At 48.6% G+C, this 26,016-nt stretch carries 22 protein-coding genes; 20 read left to right on the top strand and 2 right to left on the bottom strand.

Annotation, left to right across the window (positions count from 1 at the left end; genetic code table 11):
• Positions 1-80: 80 nt before the first annotated feature.
• Positions 81-848 carry an exodeoxyribonuclease III gene (locus ACQUQM_RS18390; protein WP_432471321.1) on the top strand — a complete coding sequence of 256 codons (768 nt, stop codon included), beginning with the start codon at positions 81-83 and terminating at the stop codon, positions 846-848.
• A gap of 69 nt (positions 849-917) precedes the next feature.
• Here ACQUQM_RS18390 and rph read toward each other — a convergent pair whose 3' ends face one another.
• A complete protein-coding gene (gene rph, locus ACQUQM_RS18385) occupies positions 918-1,688 on the bottom strand; it encodes a ribonuclease PH (RefSeq protein ID WP_432471320.1) in 771 nt (256 codons plus the stop codon).
• 101 nt (positions 1,689-1,789) lie between these two features.
• Here rph and ACQUQM_RS18380 point away from each other — a divergent pair, with 101 nt between their 5' ends.
• From ACQUQM_RS18380 to ACQUQM_RS18350, 7 genes are all read left to right on the top strand, one after another.
• Positions 1,790-2,653: a YicC/YloC family endoribonuclease gene (locus ACQUQM_RS18380; RefSeq protein WP_432471319.1), complete on the top strand. Its 864-nt coding sequence runs from the start codon at positions 1,790-1,792 to the stop codon at positions 2,651-2,653.
• 201 nt (positions 2,654-2,854) lie between these two features.
• Positions 2,855-4,039, top strand: coding sequence for a tyrosine-type recombinase/integrase (locus ACQUQM_RS18375; RefSeq protein ID WP_432471318.1), 1,185 nt, complete (start codon positions 2,855-2,857; stop codon positions 4,037-4,039).
• Between the two features lie 83 nt (positions 4,040-4,122).
• On the top strand, positions 4,123-5,001 hold the full coding sequence (locus ACQUQM_RS18370; RefSeq protein ID WP_432471317.1) for a DUF6387 family protein: 879 nt from the start codon (positions 4,123-4,125) through the stop codon (positions 4,999-5,001).
• A gap of 189 nt (positions 5,002-5,190) precedes the next feature.
• Positions 5,191-5,463: a helix-turn-helix transcriptional regulator gene (locus tag ACQUQM_RS18365; protein WP_432471316.1), complete on the top strand. Its 273-nt coding sequence runs from the start codon at positions 5,191-5,193 to the stop codon at positions 5,461-5,463.
• Positions 5,460-5,837, top strand: a complete 378-nt coding sequence (locus tag ACQUQM_RS18360; RefSeq protein ID WP_432471315.1) for a hypothetical protein — start codon at positions 5,460-5,462, stop codon at positions 5,835-5,837. Before ACQUQM_RS18365 ends, ACQUQM_RS18360 begins: the two co-directional genes overlap by 4 nt.
• Before the next feature lie 4 nt (positions 5,838-5,841).
• Positions 5,842-6,915 (top strand): bifunctional DNA primase/polymerase, encoded by a 1,074-nt coding sequence (locus tag ACQUQM_RS18355; protein ID WP_432471314.1) that lies wholly within the window; start codon positions 5,842-5,844, stop codon positions 6,913-6,915.
• 232 nt (positions 6,916-7,147) lie between these two features.
• Complete coding sequence (locus tag ACQUQM_RS18350; RefSeq protein ID WP_432471313.1) at positions 7,148-9,013, top strand: P-loop NTPase fold protein; 1,866 nt, start codon at positions 7,148-7,150, stop codon at positions 9,011-9,013.
• Positions 9,014-9,551: 538 nt separating this feature from the next.
• Here ACQUQM_RS18350 and ACQUQM_RS18345 read toward each other — a convergent pair.
• A complete protein-coding gene (locus ACQUQM_RS18345) occupies positions 9,552-11,921 on the bottom strand; it encodes an Ig-like domain-containing protein (RefSeq protein WP_432471312.1) in 2,370 nt (789 codons plus the stop codon).
• A gap of 709 nt (positions 11,922-12,630) precedes the next feature.
• Between ACQUQM_RS18345 and gspE the strand changes: the two genes are divergently transcribed.
• The 12 genes from gspE (at position 12,631) to ACQUQM_RS18285 (ending at position 25,991) form a co-directional block, all read left to right on the top strand.
• Positions 12,631-14,346 (top strand): type II secretion system ATPase GspE, encoded by a 1,716-nt coding sequence (gene gspE / locus ACQUQM_RS18340; protein ID WP_432471311.1) that lies wholly within the window; start codon positions 12,631-12,633, stop codon positions 14,344-14,346.
• On the top strand, positions 14,346-15,569 hold the full coding sequence (locus ACQUQM_RS18335) for a type II secretion system F family protein (RefSeq protein ID WP_432471310.1): 1,224 nt from the start codon (positions 14,346-14,348) through the stop codon (positions 15,567-15,569). The genes gspE and ACQUQM_RS18335 overlap by 1 nt, the downstream gene beginning before the upstream one ends.
• A 17-nt stretch (positions 15,570-15,586) precedes the next feature.
• Positions 15,587-16,048 (top strand): type II secretion system major pseudopilin GspG, encoded by a 462-nt coding sequence (gene gspG, locus ACQUQM_RS18330; RefSeq protein WP_432471309.1) that lies wholly within the window; start codon positions 15,587-15,589, stop codon positions 16,046-16,048.
• Positions 16,017-16,499, top strand: a complete 483-nt coding sequence (locus ACQUQM_RS18325) for a GspH/FimT family pseudopilin (protein WP_432471308.1) — start codon at positions 16,017-16,019, stop codon at positions 16,497-16,499. Before gspG ends, ACQUQM_RS18325 begins: the two co-directional genes overlap by 32 nt.
• Positions 16,492-16,932: a type IV pilus modification PilV family protein gene (locus tag ACQUQM_RS18320; RefSeq protein ID WP_432471307.1), complete on the top strand. Its 441-nt coding sequence runs from the start codon at positions 16,492-16,494 to the stop codon at positions 16,930-16,932. Before ACQUQM_RS18325 ends, ACQUQM_RS18320 begins: the two co-directional genes overlap by 8 nt.
• Complete coding sequence (locus ACQUQM_RS18315; protein WP_432471306.1) at positions 16,913-17,602, top strand: prepilin-type N-terminal cleavage/methylation domain-containing protein; 690 nt, start codon at positions 16,913-16,915, stop codon at positions 17,600-17,602. Before ACQUQM_RS18320 ends, ACQUQM_RS18315 begins: the two co-directional genes overlap by 20 nt.
• Position 17,603: 1 nt before the next feature.
• Positions 17,604-18,542: a general secretion pathway protein GspK gene (locus ACQUQM_RS18310; protein ID WP_432471305.1), complete on the top strand. Its 939-nt coding sequence runs from the start codon at positions 17,604-17,606 to the stop codon at positions 18,540-18,542.
• A 21-nt stretch (positions 18,543-18,563) separates the two neighbouring features.
• The gene (locus ACQUQM_RS18305) at positions 18,564-19,694 is read left to right on the top strand and encodes a PilN domain-containing protein (RefSeq protein ID WP_432471304.1); all 1,131 of its coding nucleotides are present in this window, start codon (positions 18,564-18,566) and stop codon (positions 19,692-19,694) included.
• The gene (gene gspM / locus ACQUQM_RS18300; protein WP_432471303.1) at positions 19,691-20,347 is read left to right on the top strand and encodes a type II secretion system protein GspM; all 657 of its coding nucleotides are present in this window, start codon (positions 19,691-19,693) and stop codon (positions 20,345-20,347) included. The genes ACQUQM_RS18305 and gspM overlap by 4 nt, the downstream gene beginning before the upstream one ends.
• A 44-nt stretch (positions 20,348-20,391) precedes the next feature.
• On the top strand, positions 20,392-20,955 hold the full coding sequence (locus ACQUQM_RS18295) for a hypothetical protein (protein WP_432471302.1): 564 nt from the start codon (positions 20,392-20,394) through the stop codon (positions 20,953-20,955).
• A gap of 21 nt (positions 20,956-20,976) precedes the next feature.
• The gene (gspD, locus tag ACQUQM_RS18290) at positions 20,977-23,178 is read left to right on the top strand and encodes a type II secretion system secretin GspD (RefSeq protein ID WP_432471301.1); all 2,202 of its coding nucleotides are present in this window, start codon (positions 20,977-20,979) and stop codon (positions 23,176-23,178) included.
• 665 nt (positions 23,179-23,843) lie between these two features.
• Positions 23,844-25,991 (top strand): hypothetical protein, encoded by a 2,148-nt coding sequence (locus ACQUQM_RS18285; protein WP_432471300.1) that lies wholly within the window; start codon positions 23,844-23,846, stop codon positions 25,989-25,991.
• Positions 25,992-26,016: the final 25 nt, after the last annotated feature.

Here is a 26,016-nt window from a genome sequence, read left to right as displayed (position 1 = left end):
GGTTGATTCAAATTTGCCTCACATCCCTATACAATGCGCCTTTGGTATCAGATTCAGCGATTTTTCACAGGTTTTCACTTATGCGCGTCATCACTTTCAATGCTCAGGGTATTGAACAGGCAGCAGACAAAGGCTTTTTTGATTGGATGGTCCGGCAGGACGCCGATGTGGTGTGCCTGCAGGATCTGCGCGCGAAAGAGTACCAGCTGGACGACAAACGTTTTCATCCGGAAGGCTATGAAGCCTATTTCTTCGATGCTTTCGAAGATGGCTACAGCGGTGTTGCGATCTACACCCGTCATATCCCCAAAGCGATTATGACCGGTCTTGGTTTTGAGCAATGCGACTTTAACGGTCGCTTTATCCAGGCTGACTTCGATAATGTCAGTGTAGCGGCGATGAGTGTACCGTCGGGCCTGAAGAGTGATGAAGCTCAGGTAGCAAAAGAAGAGTACTTGCAGCTGCTCAAAGGTCACTTCTCTAAGACCCTGCGTAAACGTCGTGAATTTATCTTCTGCGGCCCTTTTCAGATTGCCCACAAGCCAATCGACCTGAGTAACTGGTATGTTAATCAGAAAGTATCCGGGTTCCTGCCCCAGGAGCGGGAATGGATGGAGGAAGTACTTGGCGAGATGGGTTATGTCGATGCTTTCCGTCAGGTAAACCATGTCGATCAGCAGTATACCTGGTGGCCGGATTACAATAAGGCCCGCGAGCTGAACGAAGGCGCCCGTCTGGATTACCAGATCACTACGGCAAACCTGCGTAAAACCATCAAGTCTGCATCTATCTATAAAGATCAGGTCTTCTCGGCCCATGCACCGTTGATTATTGATTACGATCTGTAATTTCCTGATCAGGACACAGATAATAAAAAAGGGAGCTAATAGCTCCCTTTTTTGTTGTTCCCGACTCGCTTATTCAGCCAGCGCCTTTTTCTGCAGCTCGACGAGCTCGCCGATACCTTTCTGTGCCAGATCCAGCATCGCATTCAGCTCTTCCTGGCTGTATGGCGCACCTTCAGCAGTGCCCTGAACTTCAACGAAACCGCCCTTGTCAGTCATGATCACGTTCATATCTGTTTCGGCGTCGGAATCTTCATCGTAATCCAGATCCAGAACCGGCTGGCCTTTATAGATACCGACAGAGATCGCTGCCAGACCATACTTGATCGGGTCGCCTTTCATCGCGCCGTTCTTGTCTTTCTTCAGGGTATTAATGGCATCAATCAGGGCAACATAAGCACCGGTAATAGACGCGGTACGGGTACCGCCGTCGGCCTGGATAACGTCGCAGTCGATGGTGATAGTGTTCTCGCCCATTTTCTTCAGGTTAAGACAGGCGCGCAGGGAGCGGCCGATCAGGCGTTGAATCTCAACGGTACGACCGCCTTGCTTGCCGCGAGCCGCTTCACGACCACTGCGGCTACCGGTTGCCCGTGGCAGCATGCCGTATTCGGCGGTTACCCAACCGGAGCCGGAGCCACGCAGGAAACGGGGCACGCCGCGCTCGACGGAAGCAGTACAGATCACCTTGGTATCGCCATACTCAACCAGTACTGAACCTTCCGCATGCTTTGTGAACTGGCGCGTAATACGGACGTCCCGCGTCTGGTCCAGGGCGCGGTTGCTTGGCCGGATAGTGGTTACGCCCAGGTTTTGTAACTGATCGGAGATGGATGATGTCATGTATTAAGTTCTCTGTTCTTTAATGACGACTCTGCGCGTAGAGGCGGACGTCGAGGACTGTTAGTATATCGAGAAGTGAATTCTAATCGAGAATAGACAATATGACACGTAGTATGACCGCTTTTGCCCGTCAGGAACTTCAGCAAACCTGGGGAAGTCTGATCTGGGAGATTCGTTCGGTAAACCATCGCTACCTGGAGCCCCATCTGCGCCTGCCCGAAAGCCTGCGGGATCTGGAAGGTCCGCTGCGTGAGAAACTGCGTAAGAACCTGAGCCGGGGCAAGGTGGAATGTACTTTGCGCTTTGTTGCAGAGGCGCAATCTCAGACGCTGACGGTAAACGAAGGGTTTACCAAGGAACTGGTGGCTGCAGCACAGCAAGTGTCGGCACTGTTGCCTGAGTCTAAGCCGCTTGATTCTCTGGAAGTACTGCGCTGGCCAGGTGTACTGCAGGATACCAAGCTGGATATGGATGCGGTAAAGAAGAGTGCCCTGGAGCTGTTCCAGAACGCGCTGGATGAATTGATCGAAAACCGTGGCCGGGAAGGTGTTGAACTGGCGTCGCTGATCGATCAGCGGTTAGATGCCATCAGCGAGATCGTAGTTGATGTCCGGACCAAGCTGCCGGGTATCCTGCAAGCACAGCGGGATAATCTTAAAGCCCGCCTTGAAGAGCTGAAAGATGATCTGGATGAAGGCCGGCTGGAGCAGGAGATGGTGATCCTGGCACAAAAAGCCGATGTCGATGAAGAGATGGATCGCCTTAATACCCATGTTCTGGAAGTGAAGCGGGTACTGAAGCAGAAAGGCCCGGTGGGCCGCCGCCTCGACTTCCTGATGCAGGAACTGAACCGGGAAGCCAATACACTCTCATCCAAATCGATCGTATCGGATACCACGCAGAGTGCTGTAGAGCTGAAAGTGCTTATCGAACAGATGCGCGAACAGATCCAGAACATCGAATAATGATCTCGTTTGTTCGGATTTTTTGATTTTTAATTTATAAAAGCCTCTTTTCTGAGGTTTTTTTGTTTCTGTTTGTTCTCGTGTTGTTTCAACTGTACCTATACTTATGGTAACCAAAACGGTTACCGGGTGGTAACTAAACTGGTAACTCGGCGGCGGTAACTAGCAATCGCATGAGCTGGTAACTAGGTAGGTATGGGGATGGGACAACTTAGCGATAAGAGTATCCGGGCGATTATTAAGTCGTCTGAATCAGGGCGCTACGCTGATGGGGATGGTTTATATCTCTGTGTTAGACCTGGTGGTAAGGCGTACTGGGCGTTGCGGTACACCATGAACAGAAAACGTAAGCTGTTTACGATTGGTGTTTATGGGCATTTTTCTCTGTCGCAGGCGCGGGTTGAGGCTGGCTTGCTGAGGGCAAAAATTGCTAAAGATGGATTCGATCCGGTAGCAGAAAGACATCGGGATCAGCTCAGAACAATACGTACAACTGACGATCTGTTTGAAGACTGGCACAAAGAACAGTCGCGTCATCTTAAACATCCTAAAATCCCGCGTCGTAAATATGAGCGCGACGTTCAACCGCTGCTGGGCAGCTTGCGGCCTGAAGCGATAACACCGCGAGACGTTCGGGCGGTTATTCATCGTATCACTACCAGCAAACGCCCCACCGTAGCGAATGATGCGTTAGCGTTGATGAAACAGCTCTTCAACCACGGAATGAAGCTGGATCTCCTTAATAGCAATCCCGCAATCGCTTTTACTGTAAAGGACGCTGGTGGCGTTGAGAGAAGCCGTGATCGCATACTGGAACTGGAAGAGTTGAATTCAACCTTTCAAATCCTTCATGAACGACCTGATCAGTTCACTCGGGAAAATTATCTGGCATGCGCTCTGCTGCTGACGCTAGGGGTTAGGAAAATGGAGCTGTTGGCTGCCCGCTGGACTGAATTCGATTTGGAACAGGGGCTATGGTTTCTGCCTGCGGAGCGCAGTAAGACTGAGGAAACGATCACCATCCCTTTAGCGGCCCCCATCATCAGTTGGCTGGTTGAACTGGAAGTAAGAAGTTGCGGCAGTGCGTTTGTATTTCCCCGCCGTCGTACCAGCAAGCGTTATCCGCATATGAGCCCCGATACGCTGAATGCTGCGCTTAATAAGTTAGCCGCACAGAAACTGTTTAAGCATTTTACGGTTCATGATCTACGGCGCAGCTTCCGTTCGCTCTTGGCTAGTGTCGGGACTGCCCCGCATATAGCAGAGCGCTGCCTTAATCACAAAATAAACGGTGTTGAGGGTGTGTATGACCGCCACGATTATCTTCAGGAACGATCTGATGCGATGGAAAAGGTTGCTGCTCTGATAGCGCATATTGTTGGGTGAAAAGATTCATTCGCTTTGGTCGCGGTGGAAGTTCTCAATAATTTTTGATCGACTTCTCATATTCGCTTAATGGAGGTTTGTAAATGGAAAAAATTAAGAAGTATCAAGACAAGCCAAGCTGGTACCGGCCTGAAAACTATGATGCGCTACTTAATCTGACTTTACAGGAGTTGATTTTTCAATTGGAAAGCAGGATGTTGCTTTACTATTTGTCCGGAGATGAGTGCGACGGAATGGGTTTTAGTCAGATTCTAAGGGGTGATCCAATCTTGGTATCGAAATCATATTCTGATGCGGGGGGAGCACATAAAAAAATTGCTACCCCCTTTTCAGATCAAAAGCCAAGGCTTAAATGTGGAGAACACGTTTATCCGGTGACTTTTCGGGAAATCCATAGCGCAGGATTAATGGCCGAGAAAAATGGTGCTTTTATCGATGGAAAGCTTAGTGCTGAATACTCAGAAGCAAGCTTTTCTTATATGGATATTGAAGACATCAGAGATCGAGGAACAGAAGATGTTGGCTGGCTTCCGCTGATGCTGATTTTAGACTTAAGAGCTATTGATGAAGAGCTTATTCAAGACATCAGTGAGCTACTGCCCGGGTATCGTAAAGATCTAAACGTAGAGATCGAACCGTTGGATAGCGGTCGTATAGGAAATATGACTTTGGGAAAACTCATTGTTCAAAGAACGATCCCTTTGATCGATATGTTGATCTGGCAGAAAAATATGGAAGTTGAAATAACTTACGAAGCGCTGTCCCGTATCATCTTTGATAGTTATCACGCTACTACATATCCGAATGGTTTGGATATGAAGAGGGTCTACATTCCAGCAGCTAAAAGAGCTCTTTCAGATGACTTTTATCGAAGCCTCTGCCTTTTCTTAAAACATAATCCCGAACTTATTAACAGGAAGGTATCGGATCATCTCGAGATAAATAATTGTATTTATCCATAGTTGAAGCCTCGGCCACCTTTAAAATTAGTAAATCCCGCCAAAAGTGACATTTTCACAGAGTATGAAAATGTCACGATCTCATATCTCCCGAATTTTTTGACAAAAAACCTTGCCGACTCTGTAACGCAGAGCGGGGGAGAATCCACTGAAATGGCTCCGTAAGCTATAGAACTATATGGAGTTATTCAGATGAATAAATTTATTGAACCATCAGCGCAGCAGCGTGCTGAATTGCTCGCAGCAGCGGGTGAAAAAGAAGCACTATGTCGCGATCCTGACAGAAAGAAGATAACTAGCTTAAGCCGATCTAGAACTTGGCAGCTAGAGCGAGAAGGAAAGCACCCAAAGCGTCGAGTTCTCGGCCCTCAGTCAGTCGCATGGCTGAAATCAGACTTACTAGCATGGCTCGCGCAGCAAGCCAAAATCAATTATTCAAAGCAGATCAAAGGAGCTGAGAAATGAACAAGATTAGCTCTGTAAGTCGCACTGAAAAGTACATTCCAGTTAAAGAAGAGTTGTTAGGTATTGAATTGCTGAAAGCGGGACCTGCTGGTGTCTCTAAACTGGCTATGCTGGAGGCATATGGTGAAACCTGTTTAAACACCACAATAAGCCATTTAGGCCTTAATCGAGGAATTAACATAGCCCGAGAACGGAGACCACACCGGCATCAGAATGGAGGTGATACATATTTCACTTGGTATTGGCTACCTTCGAGACGTGAAGCTAAAAAAGTCTTAGATATGATCTGGGAGTTTCGAAAAACCAGAGGGGAGACTCTTAAGGTTGGAGATTACTGGCAACTTTTTTGGCTTCTGGATAATTTCCCGGAATAAAGTCATGGCTATATCAAAAGTTAATGGGTTAGGGCTGCTGGAAGCGGCCCTTTCTTATGCGGCAAATGGTTGGCCTGTTATTCCTCTTCATGACTGTGCGTGGGGGCGGTGCTCTTGTACTCGCAATTGTTCCAGTCCCGGTAAGCATCCCCGAACGCGACAGGGCCATAAAGATGCTACGACTGACGAAAATATTATCCAGCAGTGGTGGGAGCGTTGGCCGAACGCAAATATTGGCCTGAGAACTGGGGCTGAATCTGGAATTGTAGTACTCGATGTCGATCCCGATCATGGTGGTGAAAAGTCGTTGGAAAACCTCGTTAAATGTTTCGGTGGCTTGTCTGAAACTATCATGGCTAATACTGGTGGTGGGGGTAGCCACTATTTTTTTCAGCATCCAGGCAGTTATACCCGTAATAGTCAGGGGCGTCTGGGTAAAGGTTTAGATATACGCGGGGATGGTGGCTATATCGTAGCAGCTCCCAGCCGTCATCAATCAGGTTGTATTTATCAGTTTGATAACCCCGATATAAAACTGTCTGCGCTGCCGGAGTGGCTGTTATCGCTATTGTTGTCAGATGGTAAGGCTAAACCGCCTGAAAACTCTTCGTTGATCCTGAGCGGTTGTAGAAACGCTGAGCTAACATCGCTGGCTGGTCGATTGCGTCGACAGGGAGCCGGATACGCAGAAATTCTTCAGGAATTGATCCAAAAAAATGATTTTAGCTGTCAGCAGCCTTTGACTCGGTGCGAACTAAAAAAGATAACCGCCAGTATTATGAACTATCCGATTCAGCTGCTTTTGTTTCGTTGGCGAGATTGCTGGCGATCTGAAGAAGGTCCGGATTGTTCAGGTGTTCGTCATGTGCTTTGGGCTCTGAGCGGCTATATGGATACCCGTACAGGGGTCTGCTTTCCCACTCAGGATCAGTTAAGCCGTGATACCAGGTTTACAAGGAAGACCATTAGAAAGTATCTCGATGAGGCTGAACGGCTGGGCTGGATCAGACGAGAACGTGTTTCGACTCGACAGGGAAGCTGGAATTATCGTTACTTTGCGTCATTTCCAGATGAGTAATCTGTAGGCAGGAAAAATATTATCGATGGGTACCTGGCGGTGCTGGTTGGGTAGGCCGTACCCCCTAACTCCTTTAACTCTTAACCATATAGAAGAGGATGAGTGTTCACTATCGTTGAATATTTCAGCCAACTTTAGATATATGATGGTTATTAGCTATGATTTTTAGGGGGGTGGCTGTATCCTGTAAGGCCTTAACTTATTGATTTTTAATTGTTATTCGGTTGGGTATATGGATATCGAGCACCTACAAAAAAGCTTTGAAAGCTACATTACTTCAGATAGTCGTTTTGCTGTATTAATTAATGGAAAGTGGGGTACAGGCAAGACGTACTTACTGACAAAACAATTATTTCCAATTGCAGAAAAAAAACAAAAAAAGTTTTTCAGAGTTAGCGCATTTGGAGTGACTGATTCAAAATCTTTACAGGCAAAAATTGCTGCTGGAGTACTTGGTAATAAGACCTTAGATATAGCGAGCTTAGTTCCTTCTTTGGCAGGTACTACATCTAAGTTTTTTGGCGGTGTACCTGGTGTTGATAAAGTTGCTTCAGCTTTGGGTAGCGTAGTTGAAAGAAGGCTGATTGAAACTTTGGGTAGCAATACAGTCATTGCCATCGATGATATCGAGCGGACAAGTATGGAAATACCTGAAATGCTTGGTGTGTTAAATGACCTCGTTGAGCAACAAGGTTGTAAGCTTATTCTTTTGGCGGACGAAGCTAGATTATTAGATAAAAATAGTGAATCTGATAATAAAGATGATCTTCTTTATAAAGAAGCGAAAGAAAAAGTTATTGGTTATACCTGGACTTTTGAGTGGGATACCTTTGATATGGCTAAGCTGCTAGCTGAGAACGCTGGAGAGCGCTTAAAGCCTGTAGTTCAAGAACATTTAAACGATGTTATTCAGCTGATTGATACGACTAAATGTCATAACTTAAGAATCTGGATTGATGGTCTGACTAGACTTGAAGGGTTCTTCGAAAAGGTTGAAAGTTATTGTGATAAAGATAGTGAGCTACAAAGAAACTTCTTACTTGAAGGTCTATTCACTATTTATTGGCATAAGCATCCTGAACTTATGATGATTCCATCTTATGACAGGAAAAACACCCTTGTCGGTATGCGAATGAAGCTCGGCAGCAGTTCAGAGAGAGATAAGCCAGAAAACGCATCAAAAAATGAATTAGTTAATAAAATTGAAAGTGTTGATGCCATATTAGGAACGACACAGTATAGTTCTCTTATTTATTTCGTTGAACAGGGATATTGGGATCAGGAAAAATTTGAAGAAGAATACAAAAATCATCGGTCTGATTTGAGTGAAACCCCATGGAAGCGTAATTTATATAATTACGAGGAATTATCAAATGATGGTTTTGATCATTTTATTAACGCCACGACGAGAGCGCTTGAAGAAGGAGATATCCAAGACTTAAGTGATCTATGCTCCCTCGTATCAACTATGGCTGAAATGAAAAAACGTGGTTTGATAAATACTAACTTAAAAAGTGATTGGAAGAGGTATCTAGAGAAGGTTCAGTTAATTAATCTAAATGAAGAACTTAGGATAAGAGGCGATTTGCCAGAATCTCTAAATAGATTAGAAAGGTATTCATCAAGAGACTCTACTGAAGAAGCTGAATTTTTTTCTAGTACAATAAAATTATTAAAGGAGCTGTACTTTGCTTCTGATTCAGCTAACAGAATTGAGAAAGGTAGGCTTCTTTGGAAAGCCGTTGGCGAATCTAGAACGCCAAGGGAATTGAGTTCGGTTTTTATAAATTATGGTCAGAGAGGCATGAATACGATTTATATTACCGAGGAAACGGCTGAGAATGTGTTGAGTGTGATGTTGTCAATGGATAATGCTCTTAGGCGATCATTTATAAAAATGTTTTATAGTGTTTTTTCGGAAGAAGTGTCTGACATGGAGTTTAGAGGGTTGAAGGTGCTTTTCGATTTAATAAAGAGTTATATTGAAACGAACAAGCCAGAAAAGATTGAACTGTTTTGGTATGAGGAATATAAGAAAGAGATTAACAGTCTCATTAATCTTCAAAATCGCTATCGACTTCCAGTTTCTGATATCTAAGCTTAGCGCTCTAAACTCAATGTGACAGCCAGTGTCTGCTTAGTTTGAAAAGTGGACGCTGCTGTATTTTAAGAATTAAAAAATATAGGAATGTTTGAAATAAATTTCAAATAAACATAAATTTCACTTATGGTCTACTGCTGCTAGGAATATTCTGAGCTCGCCGCCCCCGCATAGCTCTAGCTCTAGAAGTACCTAACAGGTTCTATTCGCTGTTAGGGTTAACCTTCAGCCAACTTCCAATATTCGGATTCAACTTCCCTGCTATCGATCAGCGTAAGCTGATAAGATATTCTGTATATAATATTGTTTTGGCTCATTCCTGTGTGTTTAGTCATCCGAGTGGTAACTAAAACGGTAACTTTGTTAAGTTATAACGCGTAGAAGTGCTCTGAAGTCCTCGTCAATAAAGGACTTTGAGTTTTTAATGTGTGTATAGATCCAGAACATAGAATGATTCAGATATCGGTTTACTGAGCAATTAACAACAAAGCCCCGCATAGCGGGGCTTTTTATTTATAGTGGCATTTCTGTGTTATCAACAGCCATGTTTAGGGTTGCACTTTTTACCGCCACCACCGCCGCCATCATCGCCACCACCTCCTCCGTTGCGGGTGATGCTGATGTTTACAACTGTGGATGCGAAACCGCCTTTTCCATCACTGATGGTATAGCTGAAGTTGTCACCGCCACGCTTGCCGGTACTGGTGAACTCCAGCATAGAGCCCACCTGAATCACTGAACCTTTATTGCCCTGGGTATAACTGTCGATGGTCAGGCTATCACCATCCGGGTCGCTGTCGTTGGTCAGTACAGCGATAGTAACCGTGTCTCCCTGGGCTACAGTGGCAGAGTCGGCTGCGGCGATCGGAGGATTGTTCACCTCAGAAACAGTAACCGCTACATTAGCGCTGGCGTTATCAAAGCCATCGCTGATGGTATAGCTGAAACTGTCATTACCGTAATACCCGCTGTCCGGGCTATATACCAGGCTGCTGCTATCCTGGCTTACGCTACCATTGGCTGGTTGGGTGTATGAGGTAATAGTCAGGCTATCACCGTCCGGATCACTATCGTTGCCCAATACCGTGATCGAAATACTGCTGTCCTCTTCAGTGGTCGCTGAGTCATCCAATGTTTGCGGCGGCTGATTTGCGTCTGTACTGGCACTGGATATGGCAGACCAGCCGGTTTCATTACCGCTCATATCGCGGGCTTTTACCTGATAGCTGTAGCCGGTGGATGGCATGAGGCCTGTGGCGTTGTATTGGGTAGAGGCTTGCCAGCCACTGCTATTGCAGCCACTTCCGCCGGCGCTGCACTGGAACATGTACTGCACGCTGCTGGATTCATCAATGGCGGTGGTGGCGATCATTGATATAGCTGTATGACTTGCTGCTGCAGGCGTAGTAGCCCAGCCCATTGGGTTCGGATCAGGTGGAGTGAAATCGTTGCTAGGTGGTGGCTGTACCGAGCCGGAGATGAAATACATCCCCAGGCTGCCGTAGTCACTGTACGGTGATACGCTATTGCCGACGCCCGTTACTGCCAGGTAGTAGCGTCCGGCGGCAAGGCTGGTATTGATCTGCGCCCGTGTATCATCCTGCAGGTCGCTGCTGGTGACAAAGTTCCCCAACTGATCGTACAGCGCAGCTTCGATGTCCAGGTTGGCTCCGCGACGACTACTGCGATAGAAGGCTTCCCAGGCAGGGGTCACGTTCAGGGTTACGCCACCCGCTGCAGTGTCAAACCAGAACAGGTCGGTCTCTGCTGTGGTTTCAATAATCCCTTTGTTAGCCGTCTGCAGGTTAAACGGATCAATTTCAGGGAAGGTGACATAAATAATACCGTCCGGCTCTACCTGTAAGGCGGTGGCCGATGCTGTACTATCGCTGTGATCATCGGCCCGGTAGCCCAGTTTAGAGCTGATAATCTGCAGATCATCCTGCTGGTTATTGGCTCCGGAATATTCGCCTTTACTCCATTGCGTGACATTCATAGAGTAACCGACGCCCATGACTGGCGCCCAGGAAATATAGCCGCTGCCGTGGCCAGAGTAATAGCTGCTGCTGGCTGTGCCATCATGGCCAAGTCCGAGATTATGGCCAAGTTCGTGGCTTGACGCTTCAGAGACATAGGGCGGGTAGCCTGATCCCAAGTTGCTGTAATAGACCAAAGCCGGCTGGTAGTAAGTATAGCTTGAGGCTCCCCAGACGCCGACATAGGCAACACCTCCAGCATTGTCGTAGGGCATGGATTCACCGGTTGCATCAGTATCGGCCGTGATCAGAACATGACCGGTGGTAGGCCCGAAACTGCCAGGATCCTCTGTGGTCACATCTATATCGAACGGTGCCATATCTTCTGCAACCCGGTGCCATATCTCAGCGATTTTGTTGCGTTCAACGTCGCTGAAGGTTTGCTCATCTCCATCTGTATCATAAGGCTTTGCGTAGTATGTCGAAGCGCCTCCACTATTCCATGCGGTACCAGTGATGTTATGGCCGTCGAAGTCCAGGAAAACTATATTACTGGCGCCGGGACGGCTGTGGAGCAAAAAAGTGTCGGCCGGAGCCACCGGTTGTGGTTCACTTTCAGGTGCAGCTTCACCGCCTGCTTCATCGGGCAGTACGGTATCGGTGTAGAACAGAGCGCCATTCTCATCGGCATTGAGGAATTCATAGTCTGCGCTGGGAATATTGAATCGTTCAAGCCACTCCAGTGCCTGTTGTTGTGCTGCCGGTGGTAGCTTCTGAATCTGTTGCTTGAGTCGGCCCGGTGGTAATGCATCGACATTGCCATTGAAGCCGGAGCTGAAACCGCTGCTGCCCCCCGGGGCTGAAAGTACTGATGTGGATAATATGCAGCCGACAATTGCACCGGCCAGTATCAGACGGATACTGCTCATGTTGAACCCCCACTTACTCTGTCCGGATTTTGATGCCGGGCAGCCGTTCTGACAGCAATCTGAGCCAGATAAAACAGGCTCTGTCAGAGAAAAAATTATGGGAAGAGTTATCGCGCCAATGTCCCCCCGGTTAGGAAACCTGCGAATAATTCCATTTTGTTCTCTGCGGGCTATAGAGCAGCCAGTTTCACGACAGGCAGAGCAGTAAGTGACAGGTCCTTTTCAAACTGTATCGATGGTTTCTTTAGTTAATGGTTTAGCGTAAATGGATGATCTGTCAAAGTTTGGGTTGGTTTCCAGAGTACTGAAATATCCTCCACCTGAGAGGGTGTTTTAATCGATTAAAAAGTACGTTCCTTAACTGTTAATCTTTGATTACAGTGAGTTTTATCGATTTTTCTCAAGCGTAATTTCAGCGTCTTAACGGTTAAAAATTCTGATTTTATATTCTGCTGTATTTTTTTATAGCACGTGATTTTTTTAGCGCTTAAGGATTTGAATTAATTGATGTTATTCAGTGAGCAGAGAGGCCGGCAAAAGAATTTAGATTCGGAGCATAAAATCGGGACTATATTTTAGTGTAAATCTACAGATACAAGATCGACCGAATAAAGTGTTACCGAATTGCAGAGTCATTTGCTGGTTTACTAAGGGGTCTCTGTAGCTAAATTGTTTCTGTTATTCACCGATGGACGTGGAGGATAGTTGAATGAACTCTGCAGATAGTCGGGCAGTTACGGAAGAGGAACTGAGTCTGGCGTTGATAACGCAAGGTTTGCTAACCGAAGCTCAGTACTCTCAGGTAAGTCAGGTCCGACAGGAGCAGGGGGGGGATGAACCGCTGGTATTATTGCTGGCCAGACTCGGGTTGATCTCAGAAAAGGAGATTGCCAAAGTACTATCTGAACTGCTGTCGCTACCGCTGGTTCAACCTGCTGAGTTTCCATCCCAGGCGTTGCTGCCGGATAAGCTTTCCTACCGTTTCCTGCGGGAATTCCATCTGATTCCCATTGAACTGACCAATACCTCAATCCGTCTGGCCATGGCTAACCCTCAGGATAACTATGCAGCTGATGCAGTCGCCCTTGCCTGTGGCCTTTCAGTAATTCCCAGTGTTGGGATTTCCTCTGAGATAGATTCTGCTATTGAAGCACTTTATGGCGAAGGTCAGAGCGAAATGGGCGATATTTTGTCGGAGGTTGAGCCGGCAGCGGATGCCCGCGATGAGAGTATTGAACACCTCAAAGATATGGCCAGTGAGGCTCCGGTCATACGCCTGGTCAATCTGGTGATTCAGCGTGCGGTTGAGGCCAGAGCATCAGATATTCATATTGAGCCGTTTGAGAATCGCCTTAAGATCCGTTACCGGATTGATGGTGTGCTGCAGGAGGGTGAAGCGCCGCCGGTGCAGCTGACCGCGGCGGTAATATCCCGCCTTAAAATTATGGCTCGCCTCAATATAGCCGAGCGACGTTTACCTCAGGATGGTCGTATTGAGCAGAAAGTGCAGGGTAATGACCTGGATATCCGGGTCTCTACTGTGCCGACGATGCATGGCGAAAGTGTGGTGCTGCGACTATTAAACCGGGAGAGTGTGATTCTCGATCTGCAAGCTCTGGGTTTCTCCGACCACACCCGTGACCGGTTGCTACAGGTATTGTCTGTGGCGAACGGAATGTTGATGGTCACCGGGCCAACCGGCAGTGGTAAAACCACGACCTTGTATACTGCGCTGAATATGCTTAATACCGCATCCCGTAAACTGATTACGGTAGAAGATCCTGTTGAATACCAGTTGGAAGGGGTGAATCAGATACAGGTTCAGCCTGCCATAGGGTTGAATTTCGCAAATGCTTTGCGCTCGATTGTGCGGCAGGACCCGGATGTGATCATGGTCGGCGAGATGCGAGATCTTGAGACAGCAAGAATCTGTGTCCAATCGGCACTCACCGGGCATATGGTGCTGTCTACCCTGCATACCAATGATGCCCCCAGCAGTATCACCCGGTTACTCGAGATGGGAGTCGAAGATTACCTGCTGACCTCGACTTTGAATGCGGTTATCGGTCAGCGTCTGGTGCGGATGTTGTGTCAGAAGTGCCGGGAATCTTATACGCCACTGCCTGAAGTGACTGCGGAGTTGGGGTTACAGCCCGATCAGGTTACCGGGGCGATATTGCTGTATCGCTCTAAAGGTTGCAGCCATTGCAACCAAACCGGGTTTTACGGCCGTGTCGCGATACAGGAACTGCTGCTGATGAATGACGATATCAGACGTCTGGTCATGCGCCATGCGGATGTGTCGGAGATCCAGAGTGCCGCGCAACAGACCGGGATGAAGACCATGTATGAGGATGGTCGCGATAAGGCCCAGCAGGGCATCACCAACATGGAAGAGGTGATCCGGGTAACCCGGGAGACCTGATGATGACCTCTTTTTCTTATCAGGCCGTGACTGGTGATGGCGACGAGCGTAGTGGCCTTATCGAAGCGCCGGACCAGAATGCCGCTGTTGAAAAGCTGCAACGTCAGGGGCTGATCCCGATGTCGGTTGAACGGGCCGGCACAAAGAAAGCCTCTGGCTTTCTTTCACAGCAACTCAGCTGGGGTAAAGCGAGTCAGCATAGCCAGATGATGATCTTTACCGAAGATCTTTCTGCTCTGCTGCAGGCGGGCATCTCTCTGGACAGGGCTCTGGCCATCATGCTTTCGGTAACCCAGGAAGAAAGCTCAAAACAGCTTATCATGGCGGTGCAGGAGGGCGTTCGGAAAGGACAATCATTGTCTGTAGCGTTGTCCGCGCAACCGGATACCTTTTCCCGCTTCTACATCAATATGGTACAGGCGGCCGAGGCGGCTGGTGATCTTGGGGCTGGTCTGAGCGACCTTGCGATCTATCTCGAACGCAGCAGGGAGTTGCGGGAGCGTACTTTGTCGGCACTGATCTATCCGTTGATCCTGCTGGCGGTCGCCGCATTATCGTTATTGATTATCCTCACCTATGTCGTGCCACAGTTTGAGCAGCTGTTCAGTGATATGGGGCAAGCGCTACCTCTGGCAACCCGTATTGTTATCTCTACCGCCCGTGGCATTACCGATTACGGTTTGTTGTTTCTGTTTGTTTTATTGCTGTTGGGATTCTATCTGCGTTACCTGTTACAGCAACCGGAGATTCGCCTGCGCTGGGATCGTCGCAGCCTTAAATTACCTTTATGGGGCGCGCTGAGTCAGAAGCTTGAAGTGGCGCGGTTCAGCCGCAGCCTGGGTACATTGGCTAAAGCCGGAGTCCCTTTGCTTAGTGCGTTAACGATTGCCAGAGAGACGCTGCTTAACCGCGCCCTGACTGAAGTGATCGAGGTTGCAACTGACCGGGTTAAGGAGGGCAGCACTCTGGCCGAACCGCTGGCCGAGAGTGAGCTGTTTCCGCCATTGATGTTGCAGATGATTCAGGTCGGGGAGGAAACCGGACAGCTGGATCAGATGCTGCTGAAGGTTGCCGATGTCTATGACCGGCAGGTAGGCACAGCGATTCAGCGTATGTTGACGATTCTTGAACCGGCCCTGATTGTCGGCCTGGGAGTTTTAATTGCCGGCATTATTATTTCGATTTTGGTGGCGATTCTTTCGCTTAATCAACTGCCTCTTTGAATATGCTGGAGGAAACTATGAATAGCCTGAAAATACCATCCGGACACAGGACACTGATCGGATGGCATTATTCCGAGCGGGGTTTTACCTTGCTGGAACTGCTGGTGGTGCTGGTTATCCTGGGTTTACTGGCCAGTCTGGTCGGACCACAGGTACTGAAGCAACTGGGTGGTTCAAAAACCAAAGCGGCAATGCTGCAAATTGAGGAATATAGCGCGGCCCTGGACCTGTATCGTCTTGAAGTAGGACGTTACCCGGCTAGTAGTGAAGGACTCGATGCCTTGATAAGTAAACCATCGAGTGCCAGTAACTGGAATGGCCCTTATCTGAAAAAACGGATTATTCGTAAAGACCCCTGGGGCTATGACTATCACTACCGTTTTCCAGGTGAGCACGGTGACTTTGATCTGTTCTCATTAGGTTCAGATGGTCAGGAAGGTGGCGAGGGTGAAAGCAGTGATGTGGGCAGCTGGCAATAACGATAGCCAACGTGGTTATACATTGCTGGAGTTGCTAGTGGTGCTGGTGATTGCAGCGCTGCTATTGGGTGTAGTAGCGCCGCGATTGTTTGCGGTTATGCCCGGCGTTGAACTGAAAACCAGTACCCAGGAGCTGGCCGCCATGTTGCGTCACGCCCGAAGCCTGGCGATAGCTGGGGGCCGGGTGATAACGGTGGAATATGATGATGAACTACCGGCCTTGCGGATCAGCGGCCAGTCAAAAAACTACCGCTGGCCGAAATCCGTTCAACTGAGCCTGGATAATGAAGTAGACCCGCCACAGTATGGTATTGCGCAGGACGTTGCAGCCAGGATCAGCTTTTATCCTGACGGCAGCTCAAACGGCGGTATTTTATCGGTGGCAGCTGACTCCGGGGAATATCAGATAGCTGTCCACTGGCTGACCGGCAAGGTAACAATCGATGATTAATACTGGCAGAAGAGCGCGAGGTTTTTCACTGCTGGAGGTTCTGGTTGCCTTTGTCGTTCTGTCGCTTTCTCTGGGCATCATCCTGCAGATATTTTCATTATCCAGCCGCATAACCCGAACCTCGGAAGTCTACCAGCAGGCGTTGTTAGTTGCTGAGAGTAAGATGGCTGAACTGCTGTCAGAGCCGTTTATTGAGCCCGGTCGGGATGATGGTTCGTATGATGACCGTGATCACGATGGTGTGATGCTGGATATGCAGTGGCAAACCGAAGTCTCGGATTATGAATTTCCCGACGACCCACCGGTGGATAATCAGTCATTGCAGCCTTATCTGATCGAAGTGTCGGTGAGCTGGGGTGATGGTGCTAAAGCTCAGAATATCACCCTGAGTACTATCCGGCTGGAGCGACAGCATGAAGAACAAAGCCTTTGAACGCATCGCTCAATCTGGCTTCACGTTACTGGAGCTGTTGATCGCCCTGATGCTAACGGGCCTGTTAACCGTATTGGTGTATGGCGGATTGCAGATCGGCATGAGTAGCTGGGAAAAGGTGACAGAGCGCAATGAGGAGGTGTCTGATGCCTTTCTTGCGCAACGTTTTCTGCGCCGCTTACTGGCAACAGCCCGTCCTGAGCTGGTTATTGATAGCAGCGATGCAACTTCATCGGTGGGCTTTCTGGGGCTTGAGAATGAGTTACTGTTTGTTGCCTCACTGCCCCGCTTTGATGAAGAGGGGCCCTTGCTTTGGATCTACCTGACGATCAGGCAGGATTTTGAAGATATTGCCCGGTTAGAGATGATCACCGCACCTTATGATTCGGAGGAACCTGTTGATTGGGATCTGTTGCTGGCTGAGTTCCGTGGTGGCCAGGCGGCAGCGCGCTTTGTGCTGGCTGAAGGAGCAGTTGAACAGATTGAGTTTGGTTATCTGGATATAGAGGAGGATAGCTTTATCGGCTGGCAACCCGAATGGCGATTTTTGCCAATGATGCCTGCAGCTATTCAGATACGATTCCTGTCGGAACAGCAACGGATCCGAGGCTGGCCTGATCTTGTTGTTATACCCCGCGAGCCTGCGCTTGGTATCAGGGAGGCCCGCTGATATGTTGAGTTTTAGCTGTGCCCCCGGTTGTAATCTCAGGCTTAGTCGTGGGATCGCGTTGATCAGCGTGCTTTGGGTTGTGTTATTGCTGTCATTGATGGCGGCAGCTATCTCGGCAACCAGCCGAAGTTCGGGTCAGCTGACTAATAATCTGCGGCATGCCACCCAGGCAAAATACGCAGCTGAAGCGGGTGTTCAATGGGCATACTGGGGTCTGGATATACCGGCTGATCAGGTGTCATGGCTGGCTGATGGGTCGGTTCATGAAATGCCGCTGGCTGACATGTTAATACAGGTTGCGGTAGAGGATGAAAACGGCAAGATCGACCTCAATAGCGCGCCAGATACCATGTTACGGCTCTTACTGATAGCCGCTGATGTTGATGATGCAAGGGCGGATAGTCTGGCCGATGCTATTCTCGATTGGCGGGATGGTGATGATCTGAAGCGACTCAATGGTGCTGAAGATGATGATTACTTGCTGGCCGGTTTAGATTGGGAAGCAAAAGATGCCCCCTTTGAATCGATACTGGAGCTGAGACGGGTTCTGGGAATGGATGAACAGGTTTTTAGTGTGATCAGAGACAGTGTGACTGTTTACTCGGGTAAACAGGTAGTAAACCCTCTGGTGGCCTCCAGGTGGGTTTTATTAGCACTGTCTGAGGCGTCTGAAGCACAAGTAGAGCAGTATATAGACGATCGCAGGCGTTTACATCCAGAAGGAGAGAAACCCTCTGGTGAGCTGTTTGCATCGTCTTTTTTTTCCACAAGCATGCGAAGTGTAAACTACACTATTCATACGCAAGCGGTGATCGATCCGCAAACAAGATCAGGGATGTCTGTAGTTGTTCAGCGTCGTGGGGGGCAGGGAAAAGGGGTATTTAAAATACTGGATTTTCATTCGAGGCGAATTGAAATATTCGGTCAGACAGAGCTTTAGTAAAAGCAAAGGTGAACCCCCGTGAGTGATGAAAACACTAATGTTGACACTCGCTCCTACCTTGATGAAGTAGCCGAATCGGTTAAAGGGTTCTGGCATTGGTGGACAGGAGAGCTGGCAGGGTTGATGCCCACAGTATTGCGTAGCCAGTTTAAAGTACAGAGCAAGGCTTTATTAATCGCTATAGACAATGGCGTCTGTTACCTGAAAACGAAGTCTCCACAAGGCCTGGAGTTATTAGCTGAATTTAATCTGGATGATGATCCTGATTATAACGAAATAGAGCAGAGAAAGACTCTGGCGGGTATGGCTGATCAGATGGTGCTCCTGTTACCCAGTCATTATATCCTTCGCAAAACAGTAATTTTACCGCAGGCAACTGCCAGCAAACTGGATGATGTCTTAAAATTTGAGATGGACCGAAATACCCCGTTCAAAGCAGAAGAGGTCTATTTCATCCATGAAATTATCAGTCGTGATCCGGCACAGCATAAAATTCATGTAGAACTCACAATTGTTACCCAGGATGTGCTGGACGGTTTGCTGAATCGTTTGGCTGCACAAGGTATTAAAGTCACCAACGTTGTTCCCGAGAGCCTCAATCTGACAGAAATAGATAACCCTGTTAAAAATCTTTTGCCCCGGGAGGACGGTGCTGATCATCGCATCAGGGCCGAACGCCAGCGACAACAAAAGTTCTGGCTTTTACTGGTTCTTATCGTATTGGTTGCCCTTGGCGGCTTGTATCAGCGCTATCAGCGTGTTGAATCACTAACCCGCGAGATTGAAGAGCCTCGTGCACTGGCGATGCAGGCGAAAAAACTGAGGACTGAACTGGAACAGCTGCAGGAAAGTCGCCAGTTTCTGGTTAATCGGAAACAAACCGCGCCTTCAGCGTTGCTGTTGCTGAATGAGTTAACCGGGATAATCCCTGACAATACCTGGCTGACACGCTTGTTTGTTAAGGACCAGGAGATAACTTTTCAGGGCGAGTCGACCAGCGCGTCAGCCCTTATCGGATTGGTTGAAGAATCGACGATGTTCCATGATGTCCGTTTTTCATCCCCTGTCACAATTAACCCCCGCTCACAGAAAGAGCATTTTTCAATTACGGCTAAGTTGCAAGGGCCTCTTGCGGGAGGTGCGCAATGATTGCTGAGTTGCCATTAAAGCAGCGTCAGATTCTGGCGGTCTCTATTCTGGCCATCTTGTTGCTGTTGCTTATTATATTTTTCGTAAGGCCGTTTATTTCAAGTTACATGGATTATGGCGAGACCATTGATTCTCTGGAACAGCAGGTGTTGATTTATCGGCGTCTGGGAGAAGGAATGGAGCAGACCGAAGAAGAGCTGAAAAAACTACAGCAGAATAATCCCTCGGTTGAATTTTATCTGCCTGAAACTAAACCCGCGCTTGCCGCAGCAGGTTTGCAACAGTACCTGAACCAGGCTATTCGCCGCTATGGCGGGCAGGTAGCCAGTACTAATATCCTGAACCAGTCGGATGATTCTCCATTGCAGAGTGTGGCTATTCAGGTGCACTTGCGCCTGGAGATCGATCAACTGGTACCGTTGCTACATAGTCTTGAGTCAGGCAAGCCTTTGCTCTTTGTGGAAAACTTCTCAGTGACTGCGAATGCCCGTCAGACCCGACAGTCCCGCCAGCAACGGTTGCGGCAGTTACGACAACAAAGGCAGGCCCGGCAACGCAATGCAGGGGTGACCAGATCAAGCACACCGCAGACAAGACCAATGGATGTTCGCTTTGACCTGATCGGTTATGCCGTTAAGGAGCCGTCCTTATGAGCCGCTATTTTCAAAATTCAGCAGTCTCAACAAGGCGGTTTCAGATGTTATCTGCTGTGCTTTTTCTGAGCTTACTCAGTGTTGTCCTGACGGTGGACGAGACTTCTGCAGAGGAAGCTGCCGGGAGCAACGATCAGGTAGTTACACTGCCAGAGTTTCCAGCATTGTCACAGTTTGAAGAGGTGATGCAACGACCTTTGTTTAATGAGGGGCGCAAGCCGCAGCCGAAAAGTTCCGGCCCCGCTGGCGGTAATGAACAGGAGTTAAGAGAAACCTGGAAATTAACCGGTATTACTATAATCGGTGAAAGGGTTATGGCGTTGTTTCAGGAGCGTAAAGGGGATAAACGGCTGAGGTTAGAGGTTGGGATGGCGCTGGATGATCGATGGCAGTTAGAAGAAGTGAATGCTGACTGGGTCAGCGTGATCTCCGGTGATCAGTTAGTCCGAATGGAATTAAGGCAACCACGGGAGTCGTTGCCGGTATCGCCGAAAGAGAGAAAAACACCGGTAAATGGTGCTCAGGGCAGTGATTCAACTGCTACAGAAAGGAAAACGAATCCGACTCAGAAACCTGCTGCCCGAGCAGGAAAGGTGCAGGAAATGTAGCTGGATTGAGGATGAATGGTTATGTTGAATAATAGCAAGCTAAGATATTACCTGGTGGCGCTCTGCTGCGTGGTGATAGGTGCCTGTACGGCACCTGAAGAGCGGGCGACACTGGATAATCCCTGGCACCGGCCTGCCGATAATGCTGGCCTGATGCCCAAAGGGGTGGCAAACGCTCTGGATGACAGCGCCAGTCCGGAAGAGCTGCGAACCGACCGGTTTGCGACCGAGACTGGTGCAGCTCCGGCACCTTCTCTGCCAGCGTACGAGCTGTATCAGGGCAATGGACGCTTTATGAGCCTTGAACCCCTGAACCGGCCGGAAGTCACAGAGTCAGAAGAGGGTGATATTACGCTGAATTTTCAGGAAGCGGAGATCGCCGAGGTAGTGAAAACCATACTGGGCGATATTCTGCAGCAGAACTTTTCCATCGATGAACGGGTACGGGGCACAGCCTATATTCAAACCAGCTCACCGATTCCTCGCAAATCACTGATTCCGATTCTTGAACACCTGCTGCAGATTAATGGTGCGGCGCTGGTGAAGATGCACGACTTTTATGAAGTGGTACCTGCGGACTCGGTGCCTGCCAGTAAACTGAGAATCACATCTAAATTGTCTGCGGATAAAGGCTACCAGGTGCTTATAGTACCGTTGCAGTATATCTCGGCGAAAGAGATGGCGAAGATCCTCGAACCGATCAAACCAAGGCAGGGATTAATCGAAGCTGATGAACACCGCAACCTGATAACGCTTGCCGGCACCCAGGAAGAGCTGATCAACCTGAATCAGACGATAAAAGTGTTCGATATTGATCAGCTGGTGGGTATGTCCGTTGGCCTGTTCCGGTTGAAGTCAGTAGCGCCTGATGTGCTGGTGGATGAGCTGGAAGCCATTTTTGGCGACAGTGCCGATGGCCCCCTTGCCGGTGTGGTTCGCTATATGCCGATCGAGCGTTTGAACGCTCTGCTGGTTATGACCTCACAAAAAAAATACCTGCGCGATGCCCGGGTCTGGATCGAACGGCTGGACCGGGCTGAAACATCCAGCGGGCTGGGATTGTATGTTTATTATGTACAGAATGGAAAGTCAGAGAATCTCGCCGACATGCTGACTCAACTGTTTGAGGGGCAGCGGCGAAGTGACCTCGGTAGAGATAATCGCCGTGCCAGAGCGGAACTGGTTGTCGCTGCTACAGGAGAAGACACTGAATCAGCACCGCCGACAATAGCGCGATCATCAGATGCTCCTGCAGATCTGAATGTCGGTGAGGTCAGTATTATTGCCGATGAAGAGAACAATGCTTTGTTAATTCTGGCATCACCCGGAGATTATGAAAAAGTATTGGGTGCGTTGGGCAAGCTGGATGTGTTGCCGCTGCAGGTGTTGGTTGAGGCTACGATCGTAGAGGTCACATTGGTAGATGAACTACAGTATGGCTTGCAGTGGTTTTTTAAAAACAGGCTGGATGGCGGCTCTAAAACCGGGCGGGGTACCCTGGGAAACTCATTTAATGGTGGCAGTATCACAGCGCCGGGTGCCTATTCACCCAGTGCCTCATATGAAATATTTGATGCGGTGGGCACCCGGTTATTGTTAACCGCCCTGGCATCGGACTCGAAGCTTAATGTTATCTCCTCTCCTTCGCTGATGGTACTTGATAATCATACTGCGACTATCCGTGTCGGTGATCAGGTCCCGGTAAGAACCTCTGAGACTACTAATACCAGTAGCGCTACTACTGATGATGATGGCAATGTAGGCTCCAATGTCACCAGTACTATTCAGTTCAAGGATACAGGGGTACTGCTTGAGGTAACGCCAAGGGTGAACGCAGGTGGTATGGTGGTGCTGGATATTACTCAGGAAGTGAATGATGTAGCTGAAACAGCCACTTCAGGTATTGATTCACCCACTATAACCCAGCGTAAGATAGATACTAGCGTTGCCGTGCAAAGCGGAGAAACTCTGGTGCTGGGTGGCCTGATTGAAGATAGCGACACACGCTCCAATGAAGGAGTGCCCGGGGCACGTCATATTCCTTTACTGGGCTGGCTGTTCAGTAGTGACAGCAAAACCAAGTCCAGGACAGAGCTGGTGGTCCTGATTACGCCGACAGCCGTAACTGATCGGGCTGAAGCAAGGGATGTAACCCGCGAATACCGTAACAAGCTACGCGGCATTCTGGTGCCGGATGCAGCTGCCTCAGGTACCAAGAAATAATCCTCTGCATTGTAAGAATAGATTTACAACGAATGGAAGGGTGTTAAGGCCACTTAGCAGCCTTCCATAGTTTTACCCCATATAATTCAGTTAGTTAGATCCCTTTCTGGTAAAACTATAAAAGCATCTTTACAGTTTCCTCTTATTGCTATCTCTTCCGTAAGTAAAAACTCTTATTTATCAACGAATTGCCTGTTTGGCGTGGGTTTTGCTTTTACCTGTCTGATGGAAACAAGCGTTTCCAATTCCATTTCCGGGCTATATGCGGAAAGGGGAGTAAGGGAGTAGCTGATAACAGGGCGAATAATGTAACACGTAAAGCTCCGTCACCCGTTTCAGGGGCCTTATTACCGGAGATAGTTGCAACAAAAGCCAGTGATCTGCAGTAAGGGATAGCTGGTTTTTCCAACACTTTATCTGCCTGCTTATAACGTCAGCTATGTATTCAAATTTTCTGGTTTGGGTAAGACAGGTATTTATCGATCTATCTTAAGCAGGGCCTGAAAGCGGCGAGTTATCAACGGTATAGCAATGCCGATTTTTAAGGGCAGGCATATCAGCTAATCGGATATGTAAAGCAATTGGGGACACAGGCCTCCATAGCCAGAAAGGCATTTTAAATCTTGTCGCACTTACATGAAGTGCGGCGGTTTGGGAGGTAGGACATGAAAACGTCCAACTTATTTACGACGCTCTCAGCGTGGCTGTTGGGAGTCTTTTTATGTATGGGGCCGGTTGCGGCCTATGCAGTAGACGATCTGGGCTTGTTCCAGTTAGAGGGTAACGCGGTCGATGGTGGTGCGACCCCTCCGGATGACTGGCAAACCTTGTATAACGGCGGAGGTAGTGCGAACGTATTTTCCGGCATTATTACCGACCCGGACCTGATGAGTATATTCGACGGCGGTAAGAAGGATATCCAGGATATCGACCAGTGGAGCTGGAAAGACGGTGCCGTACCGGATAAGTCTGACCTGACCCATGGCTATGCAGCCGCCTATAACGATGTCGGCGACCTGATAATTTATTTTGGTGCTGATCGTATCGCCAATGCCGGTGATACCTTTATGGGTTTCTGGTTCTTTAAGGATGAAGTGGCCGCCGAGAATGATGGATCATTCAGCGGGTTGCACCAGCTTGGCGATACCCTGGTACTGGTTAACTTTCCACAGGCAAATAATGCGCAACCAGAAATTAAGGTCGCAGTGTGGGACCCTAGTTGTAGTAAAGCAGACAACAATAATCCCCAGGATGGCGATTGTACTGCTAAGAACCTTCGCCTGAGCGCCAGTGTTTCAGGCGCTAATGCTATTTGTGATAATGCCGGTGCAGGATCTGCCGGTGATCAGCTGGCATGCGCTATTTCTAATGCGGAGGACGGCCCTAACGATCCGACTCCTTCAGTCTGGCCTTACACTTCTAAAGATGGCTTTGTGAACGAGTTTCCCTATGAAACTTTCTTTGAAGGGGGTATCAATATCACTCAACTGGTGGGTGGTGACGGTTGCTTTGCCAGCTTTATGGCTGAGACCCGTTCATCCAGTTCATTTACCGCATCACTGAAGGATTTTGTGTTAGGTGAGTTTGAATTGTGTGGTATTTCTGCAACCAAAGACTGTGCTGCGGACCTGAACTCTGCCGGTGACACAGTTACCGTTAATTTCAACGGTACCGTTCTTAATAATGGTGCGGTTTCCCTGGAAGTAACACTGAGTGATGATATGGGTGATATCACCGATGTCTGCTTCGATGATGGTAATACGGCGGGTGAGTGTGGAGACGGTAATACGATTCCGCCTGCCATCAATGGCAGCGTAATCAACGCCGGTATCGCAGGCTTCCTGCTGATGTCCGGAGAAACGGTGTTGTTCGAAGGTAGCTATATTGAGTCTGATCCACAGTTTGACTCCAATGGACAGGTATTCCTGACCGACGAAGTCACCGTGACTGCAACATTGGTTAACGGTAATGTGGATGTGGTTGATGATATGGCTCAGGCTACCTGTGACGTGACGGGCATACCTGACATCGATGTGAATAAAAACTGTGTTGCTGCGGTCAGCAGTAATGGTACAGACCTCGATGTAGATATCAGCGGTGATGGCTCTAACAATGGTCAGCTTAAACTGCTGAACGTCACTCTCAGCGACAGTGAAAGTGCTTCATTTGACCTGATCAGAATCGACGTTTCAGGTGATGGTACTCCTGATACTCCTGTGACTAACGGTGCATTTGACCTGTTGCCAGGTCAGGCCTTTGATTACGAAGGCTCTCTGACAGTCAGCGATCCGGGTACACTCAGCCACTCGGATACAGTGACTGCAAGCGGAACCAACTTCTTTGATCAGCAGGGACCGAAGATTGAAGACACGGGTGATGCCAGCTGTGCCGGTGATGCCACTTTGATACTGGATATTACTAAGGAATGTGATGTACTGCTTGAGGCACAGGCCAGCCCTGCGCGGATTGTAGTGAAGGTTGACTTTAGTGGTGTAGTCACCAATAACAGTAACGTGGCGCTGTCCAACGTTAGTGTAACCGATAGCGAAGCAGGCATTGTGCTAAGCAATGTGAGCCTGGCCCCAGGGGCCAGTGAGAACTACAGTGGCAGCTATTATCCTACTGCAGCCAGTGTACCTACGCTGATGGCCAGTGACCTGAGCACCACTGATACAGTGAATGCTACAGCTGATGGCGCTTTAGGTACCGGGCCTGTCGGTTCAGATGATGTTACCGCAGAGTGCTATCTGTGTGATGACGATGACGATGGTATTCCTGACGTTCTGGATGACGATTCCGGTCCTTCAACCTGATCGGATACCACTAATAATGAGGTAA

Source organism: Amphritea sp. HPY, from assembly GCF_050870985.1.
In the GTDB taxonomy this organism is placed as follows: domain Bacteria; phylum Pseudomonadota; class Gammaproteobacteria; order Pseudomonadales; family Balneatricaceae; genus Amphritea.
Note: the sequence above shows the minus strand (reverse complement) of the source record. Positions and strands in the feature narration are given on the sequence as shown.

Coding starts and splice junctions, on each gene's coding strand:
- ACQUQM_RS18355 (WP_432471314.1), top strand. CDS start 5,842: ATGGCTATATCAAAAGTTAATGGGTTAGGGCTGCTGGAAGCGGCCCTT.
- ACQUQM_RS18380 (WP_432471319.1), top strand. CDS start 1,790: ATGACACGTAGTATGACCGCTTTTGCCCGTCAGGAACTTCAGCAAACC.
- ACQUQM_RS18390 (WP_432471321.1), top strand. CDS start 81: ATGCGCGTCATCACTTTCAATGCTCAGGGTATTGAACAGGCAGCAGAC.
- ACQUQM_RS18310 (WP_432471305.1), top strand. CDS start 17,604: ATGTTGAGTTTTAGCTGTGCCCCCGGTTGTAATCTCAGGCTTAGTCGT.
- gspD (WP_432471301.1), top strand. CDS start 20,977: ATGTTGAATAATAGCAAGCTAAGATATTACCTGGTGGCGCTCTGCTGC.
- ACQUQM_RS18350 (WP_432471313.1), top strand. CDS start 7,148: ATGGATATCGAGCACCTACAAAAAAGCTTTGAAAGCTACATTACTTCA.
- gspG (WP_432471309.1), top strand. CDS start 15,587: ATGAATAGCCTGAAAATACCATCCGGACACAGGACACTGATCGGATGG.
- rph (WP_432471320.1), bottom strand. CDS start 1,688: ATGACATCATCCATCTCCGATCAGTTACAAAACCTGGGCGTAACCACT.
- gspE (WP_432471311.1), top strand. CDS start 12,631: ATGAACTCTGCAGATAGTCGGGCAGTTACGGAAGAGGAACTGAGTCTG.
- ACQUQM_RS18320 (WP_432471307.1), top strand. CDS start 16,492: ATGATTAATACTGGCAGAAGAGCGCGAGGTTTTTCACTGCTGGAGGTT.
- ACQUQM_RS18365 (WP_432471316.1), top strand. CDS start 5,191: ATGAATAAATTTATTGAACCATCAGCGCAGCAGCGTGCTGAATTGCTC.
- ACQUQM_RS18285 (WP_432471300.1), top strand. CDS start 23,844: ATGAAAACGTCCAACTTATTTACGACGCTCTCAGCGTGGCTGTTGGGA.
- ACQUQM_RS18370 (WP_432471317.1), top strand. CDS start 4,123: ATGGAAAAAATTAAGAAGTATCAAGACAAGCCAAGCTGGTACCGGCCT.
- ACQUQM_RS18295 (WP_432471302.1), top strand. CDS start 20,392: ATGTTATCTGCTGTGCTTTTTCTGAGCTTACTCAGTGTTGTCCTGACG.
- ACQUQM_RS18315 (WP_432471306.1), top strand. CDS start 16,913: ATGAAGAACAAAGCCTTTGAACGCATCGCTCAATCTGGCTTCACGTTA.
- ACQUQM_RS18345 (WP_432471312.1), bottom strand. CDS start 11,921: ATGAGCAGTATCCGTCTGATACTGGCCGGTGCAATTGTCGGCTGCATA.
- ACQUQM_RS18360 (WP_432471315.1), top strand. CDS start 5,460: ATGAACAAGATTAGCTCTGTAAGTCGCACTGAAAAGTACATTCCAGTT.
- gspM (WP_432471303.1), top strand. CDS start 19,691: ATGATTGCTGAGTTGCCATTAAAGCAGCGTCAGATTCTGGCGGTCTCT.
- ACQUQM_RS18375 (WP_432471318.1), top strand. CDS start 2,855: ATGGGACAACTTAGCGATAAGAGTATCCGGGCGATTATTAAGTCGTCT.
- ACQUQM_RS18335 (WP_432471310.1), top strand. CDS start 14,346: ATGATGACCTCTTTTTCTTATCAGGCCGTGACTGGTGATGGCGACGAG.